The sequence below is a fragment of the Litchfieldella qijiaojingensis genome, assembly GCF_014651875.1.
Lineage (GTDB): Bacteria > Pseudomonadota > Gammaproteobacteria > Pseudomonadales > Halomonadaceae > Litchfieldella > Litchfieldella qijiaojingensis.
Window position 1 is genome coordinate 45,730 of record NZ_BMXS01000028.1, and the last position, 8,935, is coordinate 54,664.

Annotated in this window: 9 protein-coding genes; 3 read left to right on the top strand and 6 right to left on the bottom strand. The window is 62.5% G+C overall.

The genetic code is table 11. The features are described 5' to 3' along the window. Nucleotides 1–43: 43 nt before the first annotated feature. Entirely contained in the window at nt 44–715 is a 672-nt protein-coding gene (locus IE093_RS19645; RefSeq protein WP_189472202.1) for a TetR/AcrR family transcriptional regulator, read from the top strand. Between the two features lie 35 nt (nt 716–750). On the opposite strand, the gene hepT is transcribed toward IE093_RS19645, so the two are convergent. The 6 genes from hepT to IE093_RS19675 all read right to left on the bottom strand — a co-directional run bounded on the left by hepT (nt 751) and on the right by IE093_RS19675 (nt 5,810). Next, the gene (gene hepT / locus IE093_RS19650) at nt 751–1,212 is read right to left on the bottom strand and encodes a type VII toxin-antitoxin system HepT family RNase toxin (RefSeq protein WP_189472204.1); all 462 of its coding nucleotides are present in this window, start codon (nt 1,210–1,212) and stop codon (nt 751–753) included. Next, nucleotides 1,205–1,603, bottom strand: coding sequence for a type VII toxin-antitoxin system MntA family adenylyltransferase antitoxin (mntA, locus tag IE093_RS19655; protein WP_189472206.1), 399 nt, complete (start codon nt 1,601–1,603; stop codon nt 1,205–1,207). The genes hepT and mntA overlap by 8 nt, the downstream gene beginning before the upstream one ends. A gap of 159 nt (nt 1,604–1,762) precedes the next feature. Then, nucleotides 1,763–3,106: an exodeoxyribonuclease VII large subunit gene (xseA, locus tag IE093_RS19660; RefSeq protein ID WP_189472208.1), complete on the bottom strand. Its 1,344-nt coding sequence runs from the start codon at nt 3,104–3,106 to the stop codon at nt 1,763–1,765. 145 nt (nt 3,107–3,251) lie between these two features. Next, the gene (locus IE093_RS19665; protein WP_189472210.1) at nt 3,252–4,190 is read right to left on the bottom strand and encodes an electron transfer flavoprotein subunit alpha/FixB family protein; all 939 of its coding nucleotides are present in this window, start codon (nt 4,188–4,190) and stop codon (nt 3,252–3,254) included. After that, complete coding sequence (locus IE093_RS19670; RefSeq protein WP_189472212.1) at nt 4,187–4,951, bottom strand: electron transfer flavoprotein subunit beta/FixA family protein; 765 nt, start codon at nt 4,949–4,951, stop codon at nt 4,187–4,189. Before IE093_RS19670 ends, IE093_RS19665 begins: the two co-directional genes overlap by 4 nt. A 64-nt stretch (nt 4,952–5,015) precedes the next feature. Beyond that, nucleotides 5,016–5,810, bottom strand: a complete 795-nt coding sequence (locus tag IE093_RS19675) for a pyrroline-5-carboxylate reductase family protein (RefSeq protein WP_189472215.1) — start codon at nt 5,808–5,810, stop codon at nt 5,016–5,018. Between the two features lie 180 nt (nt 5,811–5,990). On the opposite strand from IE093_RS19675, the gene IE093_RS19680 reads away from it, so the two are divergent. Together IE093_RS19680 and IE093_RS19685 are read left to right on the top strand one after the other, a co-directional pair. Further along, nucleotides 5,991–8,042: an NADH:flavin oxidoreductase gene (locus tag IE093_RS19680; RefSeq protein ID WP_189472216.1), complete on the top strand. Its 2,052-nt coding sequence runs from the start codon at nt 5,991–5,993 to the stop codon at nt 8,040–8,042. 46 nt (nt 8,043–8,088) lie between these two features. After that, the gene (locus IE093_RS19685) at nt 8,089–8,688 is read left to right on the top strand and encodes a dimethylsulfonioproprionate lyase family protein (RefSeq protein WP_189472218.1); all 600 of its coding nucleotides are present in this window, start codon (nt 8,089–8,091) and stop codon (nt 8,686–8,688) included. Nucleotides 8,689–8,935 lie beyond the last annotated feature (247 nt).

Sequence of the window (8,935 nt, forward strand, 5' to 3'; positions counted from 1 at the left end):
CTTTTCTGCCGCGCTGCGTTCCCTGACCGAAGAGACCCTCTTGATGCAACCCGCCGACAACCATGACACCAAATGGAGAGGTTCCCGCGACGCCTGGCTTGATGCGGCCTTCGAGTTGCTGCTTGAATCCGGCGTGGATAGCGTAAAGATCTTGCCGCTGGCCAAACGACTCAATGTCTCGAGAACCAGCTTCTACTGGTTCTTCAAGGATCGTGAGGCATTATTGAGCGCCTTGATCGAACGCTGGCGCGAGAAGAATACTCAAGGCCTGGTGCGGCAGACCGAGGCTTATGCCGAAAGCATCGCCGAGGCGATTCTCAACGTCTTCGACTGCTGGCTGGATCCCGGGCTGTTCGACTCGCAGTTGGAATTCGCGATGCGCAGTTGGGCGCTACAGTCTGTCGAGGTGTCAAGGGAAATCGATGCCGCCGACGAAACGCGCATCGAGGCACTGACACGAATGTTCGTGCATCACGAGTACGAAACGCTGGCGGCCAACGTGCGGGCCCGCACCATCTACCTTACCCAGATCGGCTATATCTCGATGAAAACCCAGGAAGCGCTCGAGGTTCGCATGCGGCGTATTCCCGCCTATGTAGAGATATTCACTGGCCGGGCGCCGCAACCGCGCGAGCTGAAACGCTTCCATGCCCGGCATGGCTATGAGCCGGAAGGTGATATCCAGGAAGGGGAGATTATCGGCAAGGAGATGTGAGCTCGAATTCTCACGGTGCCATCGACAAGGACCCATCAAGACTGCGGCGTTGGGGGAGTGGAGCCGCTTGGCGACTGTCGCAAAGCCACAATGGCATCATGGGAGAAACGCAACAGCTCCTGATAGTGATCCTGCTCGATAACATCACGCACGATTTCGTCGTCGACCTCCAGGTAATCGTGCACCAGTACGTTGCGAAGCCCGATGATCTTGCGCCAGGGCGTGCTCGTATCGATGACCCCTTTATCCATCAAGCGTTGGAACGCAGCCATGGCTTCGCCGCTTGTGTAGCCCGTTTCCTGTCTCGCCCAGTGTTTGGCAACTCCAATGCAGCTCTCGATAAGGACCTGAAGGGTTCTCTCCGCGGCATGCTGTTCCAGGCGAGACCATGGGCGCTGACTCAAAATGTCGCGTAGGATCTCGACATCGGCCTGACATTCTTTCAGGTGATTGTCCAAGGCGTCGAGGTAAGCCGTGCCAGGATGTGTTTCATTCATATCGTTTCCGTTGGTGCAGATAATCCAGTTCCCATCGGGACATGATACGGGTTTCCTGCTGCATGCGTAGTTGCGGATGCAGATCCAGAATCAGGCGGCCCTCGCTCAGGACGGTCCAGGCCAGCGGAATCGGCGCGATGGCTAGGTCGACGACGCTCAGTCGACCTTCGGGCAACCCCAATGCTTCCTGCCAGTCCAAGGCAAGCAATTCCGGACGAAGCCTTCGATCCAGTGCTGGCTCCATCCAGTCGGTAAACACGACAGCCAGGTCGTAATCGCTCCCTGCATGGTGGCTCCCCCTGGCTCGCGAGCCATACAACCACAACGCGGCCACATCGTCGTGCTGCCTGGCAAGGTCGATGAGGCGTTGTAGAGTGGGATCTTCCGGCATAGAGATGCCCTTGTGCTGAAGGTACTCGCCATTATGGCGCTGCCAGCGCGCGAGGGGAAAGGCAGGGGCCCATCGAATTACTGCTCGGTAATTTTAAGGTTCGTATTGAGAGGTCTGTCATCTGAAATTACCGCTCGGTAATTTTGGCGGTCGCCGTGCTCAGCGGGAAAACCGCCGCTTCACTTCCACTCTGAGGCGACCTTCACCCAGGCGGGCAGTCAGACCTTGGCCGGGCTGGGTATCCAGGGCGCGGCGAATGACCTGGCCCTGATCGTCCTCTAGGATCGCATAGCCGCGGCTCAGCACTGCCAGTGGGCTCACCGCCTGGAGTTCCCGTACCACGGCCGAAAGTCGTGCCCGGTGGTTCTCCAACTGGCGTGGCATGGCGGCATGCAGCCGCGTCTGGGCATGTGCCAAGCGCTGCTGGGCCTGGCGCAGGGGTTGGCGGGGATCGAAGGCCAGCAGGCGCGCCTGGGCATGCTGCTGGCGCTGGCGATTCAATGCCAGCCTGGCGTACATGGCGCGTTGTAATCGCCCTTCGAGCTGATCGAGGTGCTGGCGTTGCTGGACCAGGCGCTCACCGGGATGGCGCAGCCGTGCACGCAGGTGATCGAGACGTTGTGCCTCGATATCGAGGCGGCCGCGTTGGGCACGCAGCAGGCGCGCCCCAAGCTGGCTCAAACGGTGCGCGAGGTCGCGCCGGTCGGGCACCAGTTGTTCGGCCGCCGCCGATGGCGTGGGCGCGCGTACGTCGGCGGCGAAATCGGCCAGTGTCACGTCCACCTCGTGACCCACCGCCGACATCACCGGCAAGCGCGAATGGAAGATCGCCCGTGCCAGGTGCTCGTCGTTGAATGCCCACAGATCTTCCAGGCTGCCACCGCCGCGCGTGATCAACAGCGCGTCGCGGTCGGGATCGAAGCGCCCGTCGCGGTTGATCAGTGCCAAGGAGCGGATCATTGCCGGCGCCGCCTCGCGGCCCTGTACCGGCACCGGGATCACGCTGACCCGGGACAGTGGCCAACGCGTCGCGAGCACCGCCAACACATCGCGAATCGCCGCGCCGGTAGGGGAGGTCATCACCAGCAGGTGACGCGGCGGGAAGGGTAGGGGGCGGGCATTGGCGAACACCCCCTCGGCGGCGAGGCGCTGCTTGAGCTGTTCGAAGGCCACCAGCAGATCGCCCTGGCCGGCCGGCTGCACCGCATCGACGATCAACTGGTAGTCGCCGCGCGGCTCGAAGATCGACAGCTTGCCAAGCAGCCGCACCCGGTCGCCATCCTTGAGCGGCGTGGCCACGAAGCGAGCGCGGTTGCGGAACAAGGCACAGCGCAACTGGGCGCGGTCGTCCTTCAAGGTGAAATAGACATGCCCCGAGGCCGGCCGCGACACTCCCGACAGCTCTCCCTCCACCCAGCATTGGCCGAAGTCGCGCTCCAGCAACAGGCGCGCGCGGCGGTTGAGCTCGCTGACGGAAAGGGCGGGTTCGATAGGTTGGGGCATGGACCAGGCATCCTCGGTAGTGGTGCCGCCTAGCCTAACATCTTGTGGCTGCTCAGGAGGCGGGGTATACGAAACCCCGCCTCCTAGCCGGTCTCGGTACGATCCATGCTGTCATGCCATATGGCATCGGCAAGCTCGGGGTTGTTTACAGCTTGCTTTCGAGCTCCGGCAGCGCCTCGAACAGGTCGGCGACCAAGCCATAGTCGGCGATCTGGAAGATCGGCGCCTCCTCGTCCTTGTTGATCGCCACGATCACCTTGGAGTCCTTCATGCCGGCCAGGTGCTGGATCGCCCCGCTGATGCCCACGGCGATGTAGAGCTCGGGGGCGACGATCTTGCCGGTCTGCCCCACTTGCATGTCGTTGGGCACGAAGCCGGCGTCCACCGCGGCGCGCGAGGCGCCGATGGCGGCACCCAGCTTGTCGGCGATGCCGTCGAGCAGCTTGAAGTTCTCGCCGCTGCCCATGCCGCGCCCGCCGGAGATCACCACCTTGGCCGCGCCCAGCTCGGGGCGCTCGCTCTGCGCCAGCTCCTCGCCGACGAACGCCGACAGGGCGTTGTCGACCACGGTGTCGACGGTCTCGATCGCGGCACTGCCGCTCTCGCTCACCGCCTCGAAGGCGGAGGTGCGCACGGTGATCACCTTGAGGCGGTCCGCGCTCTGCACCGTGGCGATGGCGTTGCCGGCGTAGATCGGGCGCTGGAAGGTATCGGCGCTCGCGACGCCGATGATGTCGGAGAGCTGCGACACGTCTTTCAGCGCGGCCAACCGCGGCAGCACGTTCTTGCCGGTGGTCGAGGCGCTGGCCAGCACGTGAGAATAGTCATCGGCCAGCGCGGCGAGCAGGTCGCCCAGCGGCTCGGCCAGTTGATGGGCGTAGACGGCATTATCCGCCACGCGCACCCGGGTCACGCCATCGAGCTGGGCGGCGGTCTCGGCCACCGCCGAGACATTCTCCCCGGCGACCAGCACGTCGATATCGCCGCCACTCTCTTTGGCCATCTGCTGGGCCGCGGCCACCACATGGGCGGTGGCAGAACCGAGTTGACCATCGTGATGGTCGGCCAGAACCAAGATGCTCATGAAATCACCTTTGCTTCGTTCTTCAGTTTCTCGACCAGCTCGTCCACCGAGCCCACCTTGATGCCGCCCTGGCGCTCGGCCGGTGACTCGACCTTGAGCAGCGTGACCTTGGAGGCCACCTCGACGCCCAGTTCCGCCGGCGTCTGGGTCGCCAGCGGCTTCTTCTTGGCCTTCATGATGTCGGGCAGCTTGGCGTAGCGCGGCTCGTTGAGGCGCAGGTCGGTGGTGACGATGGCCGGCAGGCTCAGGGCGACGGTCTGCAACCCGCCGTCGATCTCGCGGGTGACCTGTAGCTTGTCGCCCTCGACCTTAACTTCGGAGGCGAAGGTGCCCTGCGGCAACCCGGTCAGTGCGGCGAGCATCTGCCCGGTCTGGTTGTTGTCGGTGTCGATGGCCTGCTTGCCGAGGATCACCAGTTGCGGTTGCTCTTCCTCGACGACCTTCTGCAGTAGCTTGGCCACGGCCAGCGACTCGACCTTCTCATCGGTCTCGGCTGAGGTATTAATATGGATGGCGCGGTCGGCGCCCAAGGCCAGCGCGGTGCGCAACTGCTCCTGGGCGGCCTTGGGGCCGACGGTGACCGCGACCACTTCGCTGGCCACGCCACGCTCCTTCAGGCGCACCGCCTCTTCCACGGCGATCTCGCAGAAGGGGTTCATGGCCATTTTGACGTTGGTGAGGTCGACGTCGGAATTATCCGGCTTGACCCGGATCTTGACGTTGTAGTCGATGACGCGTTTGACCGCGACGAGGATCTTCATTCCATACTCTCCCGGACTTTGGATTGATTGTTTTCAGTAGGTTGTAGAGCTTATGGCTGGCGTCTTATCGTGAGCCGCTTGCTGCCCGATGAGCCGCATCGAGGCCACGATGAATCGCCTGGCCGATACCCTCATCGATCATCGTTCTCAGCCCCTTGGCCGTGGTGCCGTCATAGGAAATCAGCCGCTCCACCATGTCGCCGGGGTCGCTGCCTAGCCTTTCCAGCAACAGGCTGCCGCCCACCAGGGTCTGCATGACGGCCTCGAGGGCGATATCGTCGGCGATGCCCATCTGCCTGGCGTGCTCCAGCATCGACTGGGCCAGCAAGGCGGGGTAGGCTGGCCCGGCACCGCTCAGGGCTGTCAGGTAATCGAGATCGTCCTCTGTGGAAAGTTCCCGTGCCGTTCCACAACTCTCCAGCAACGCCTGAACGAGCCGTTTGTCGGCTTCGGTAACCTGTTGTGAGGCATACCACGGAAAATAGGCGCGACGGATTTCCGCCGCTGCGTTCGGCATGGCACGCACCACCCGGCGGCTTCCTACCTGGCTGGAGACCTCCTGCAAGGAGGCCATCGCCAACAGGGAAATGACCAATTTGTCATGTGCCTCGATATTGATGCTGGCGAGATCCTCCGGGCGCACGGACAGCACGATGACATCCGCCAGGTCGACCAGCTCACGGTTATCCTTGACGCAACGGACGTCGGGCCAGTCGCGGTAAGCGTTGCCGCTCCCGGAACGCGATGAGACCACGAGTTGGCCGGCGGACACGACGCCCTGTTCCAGCAGGGAAAGGCCGAGTGCTCGCCCCATCCACCCATGACCACCAATGATGCCGATCACTGCGCCTTGCGACATGCGTTCAACCTCCTCTTGCCATAAACCGACATCTCGCCGATAGCCGGTTTCACCGCCTCATGACGGCCTGCCCTATCTGATTTTTGTTTGGCTTATATGTACACTGATGTACATCTGCTTGACAAGTGTGTACACCTATCGCTAACTTTGTCAAGTCCACAACAAGATTGAGGCCCGACCATGGCTAACGACCCGCTGTTGCAACCCTTTCAACTCAAGCACCTGACCTTGAAGAACAGGCTCATGATGACGTCCCACGAGCCTGCCTACCCCGAGGACGGGATGCCCAAGGAGCTCTACCGTGCCTACCACGTCGAGCGGGCCAAGGCCGGCCTTGGCCTGACCATGACGGCCGGTTCGGCGGCGGTGGCCAAGGACAGCCCGCCGGTGTTCAACAATATCCTGGCCTACAAGGACGAGGTGGTGCCCTGGATGCGTGAGCTGACCGATGCCTGCCATGAGCATGGCACCGCGGTGATGATCCAGTTGACCCATCTGGGCCGGCGCACCCGCTGGGACAAGGGCGACTGGCTGCCGGCGGTGTCGCCCTCGCACCACCGCGAAGCGTCCCACCGCGCCTTTCCCAAGCAGGTCGAGGATTGGGATATCGAGCGCTTGATCCGCGACTATGCCGATGCCGCCGAACGCATGTACGCGGCTGGCCTCGATGGCATCGAGCTGCAGGCCTACGGCCACCTGATGGATCAGTTCTGGTCACCGCTGACCAATACCCTCGAGGCGCCTTATGGTGGGGATCTCGACAACCGGCTGCGTTTCACCTTCGACGTGCTGCGCGCCATTCGCCAGCGGGTCGGTGAGGAGTTCATCGTCGGCGTGCGCTATACCGGCGATGAGATGCTGCCGGGCGGGCTGACGGCCAGCGACGGGATGCAGATCTCACAGCGCCTGAAAGACAGCGGCCTGGTCGATTTCCTCAACGTGGTCCGCGGTCATATCGACACCGACCCGGGGCTCACCGACCTGATCCCCATCCAGGGCATGCCCAGCGCCCCGCACCTCGACTTTGCCGGAGAGATCCGTCGCCAGGTGGATTTCCCCACCTTCCATGGCGCCAAGATCCAGGATGTCGCCACGGCCCGTTATGCCATCGCGTCGGGTAAGGTCGACATGATCGGCATGACCCGCGCCCACATGGCCGACCCGCACATCGTGCGCAAGATCATGGAGGGGCGCGAGGAAGAGATCCGTCCCTGCGTCGGTGCCAACTACTGTCTCGATCGCATCTACCAGGGCGGTGCCGCCTATTGCATCCACAACGCCGCCACCGGGCGGGAAACCACCATGCCCCACACCATCCCCAAGGCGGCACAGAAGCGTCGCGTAGTGATCATCGGTGCCGGGCCCGCGGGGCTGGAGGCCGCCCGCGTCGCCGGCGAGCGGGGGCATGAGGTGGTGGTGCTGGAAGCCGCCAGCGATGCCGGCGGGCAAGTGCGTCTCACGGCGCAGAGTGAGCGCCGCCGCGAGATGATGGGCATCATCGATTGGCGCCTGGCGCGCTGCGAGGCACTTGGCGTCGAGATCCGCTACAACGTCTGGGCCGAGGTCGAGGACGTGCTCGCCGAGAAGCCGGATGTGGTGATCGTGGCCACCGGCGGCTACCCCTTGGAAGACCGGCCCGAGGTGGGGCACGACCTGGTGGTCAACACCTGGGATATCCTTTCCGGACACGTGCCCCCGGGCAATCGGGTGCTGGTGTTCGACGATGCCGGCGATCATGCCGCCATGCAGGCATCGGAGATCATTGCCGCCACCGGGGCACAGCTCGAGATCATGACACCGGACCGTACCTTCTCGGCGGAGATCATGGCCATGAATCTCGTGCCGTACATGCGTTCCCTGCAGCGCCCCAACGTCACCTTCACGCCCACCTACCGGCTGAAGTCCGTGCAGCGGGATGGCAGCGAGCTGCTGGCCAAGATCACCAGTGACTATGTATCTCAAGATCAGCTGGACCTGGATCATGAGCGGCGTATCGACCAGGTGGTGGTCAATTACGGTATCACGCCGATGGCCGACATCTATTTCGAGCTGAAGCCGCATTCCAGCAATGGTGGCGAGGTGAACTACGAAGACCTGATCGTGGGCAGGCCCCAGGCCGTCATCCGCAATACGGACGGTGGGTTCCAGTTATTCCGGATCGGCGATGCCGTCGAGTCCCGGAACACCCATGCCGCCATTTACGATGCTTTGCGGCTGGTCAAGGACCTGTAACGCCGAAAACAGACTGGTACAGACCGCTGGAAAAGAGACGACTCCCATGGAAACTCGCCCCTATGCTTTGCAGAACTACCTCGATAGCGTTCATGAGGTAATGGCGGCGGACCGTTCGATTCCAGCGGCATCCCGGTCCATCGAGAAAATCTTCACCGCCTTGGAAAGACCCGCCAGGTGTAAAACCGGCGAGGGGGCGAGACTTCCCGTTTCGGGCTATCTTGGCGACGCCCTGGCAGAGGTTCGTTCGGCGTCGCCCTCCCTTGCCCGGGTCGCCAATGCCTTCGAGGCTCTCGAACCATCACTCACTTGGCGCCGTCGCAGCACGGTCGGACTGTCTGCAAGTGACAACTTCGCGGATGGCCATGCGAATACGATGATTGCCGGTCCGGGCGGCTTCGAGGATCGGAATGATGTGTGGGTGGGGGCCACGTTGATGGCGCCGCATGTTCGATATCCGGATCATAGGCACAGTCCCGAGGAAGTTTATCTCGTCCTGTCATCCGGATATTTTCGTCAGGGGGAGGGATCTTGGTTCGAGCCTGGAATGGGCGGAATTCTGTATAACGAACCTGGAATCACGCATGCCATGAAGTCTTGCGAGGCGCCTCTGTTTGCAATCTGGTGCTTGTGGGTCGCTGAGTAGGCAGCTGTCAATCCATCTCAATGGAATCCACATCGCATTCTATCCCGACCGACGCAATCTGTGATTTTGACCTTTCAGCACACCGGCCTGCGCTTGGGCCTGAGGCAAGACTACGATGACCGTATGCGTCCGGTAAACACACCTTCCGCTGAGCCCCGACTTCGATGACGGTAGGTGTCCACCTATTCCTTAGTGGACACCTACCATGAGTGAGTTAAGCGTATGGGAGGCGCCTCGAAAGCGTCGC

Coding starts and splice junctions, on each gene's coding strand:
- IE093_RS19645 (WP_189472202.1), top strand. CDS start 44: ATGCAACCCGCCGACAACCATGACACCAAATGGAGAGGTTCCCGCGAC.
- hepT (WP_189472204.1), bottom strand. CDS start 1,212: ATGAATGAAACACATCCTGGCACGGCTTACCTCGACGCCTTGGACAAT.
- mntA (WP_189472206.1), bottom strand. CDS start 1,603: ATGCCGGAAGATCCCACTCTACAACGCCTCATCGACCTTGCCAGGCAG.
- xseA (WP_189472208.1), bottom strand. CDS start 3,106: ATGCCCCAACCTATCGAACCCGCCCTTTCCGTCAGCGAGCTCAACCGC.
- IE093_RS19665 (WP_189472210.1), bottom strand. CDS start 4,190: ATGAGCATCTTGGTTCTGGCCGACCATCACGATGGTCAACTCGGTTCT.
- IE093_RS19670 (WP_189472212.1), bottom strand. CDS start 4,951: ATGAAGATCCTCGTCGCGGTCAAACGCGTCATCGACTACAACGTCAAG.
- IE093_RS19675 (WP_189472215.1), bottom strand. CDS start 5,810: ATGTCGCAAGGCGCAGTGATCGGCATCATTGGTGGTCATGGGTGGATG.
- IE093_RS19680 (WP_189472216.1), top strand. CDS start 5,991: ATGGCTAACGACCCGCTGTTGCAACCCTTTCAACTCAAGCACCTGACC.
- IE093_RS19685 (WP_189472218.1), top strand. CDS start 8,089: ATGGAAACTCGCCCCTATGCTTTGCAGAACTACCTCGATAGCGTTCAT.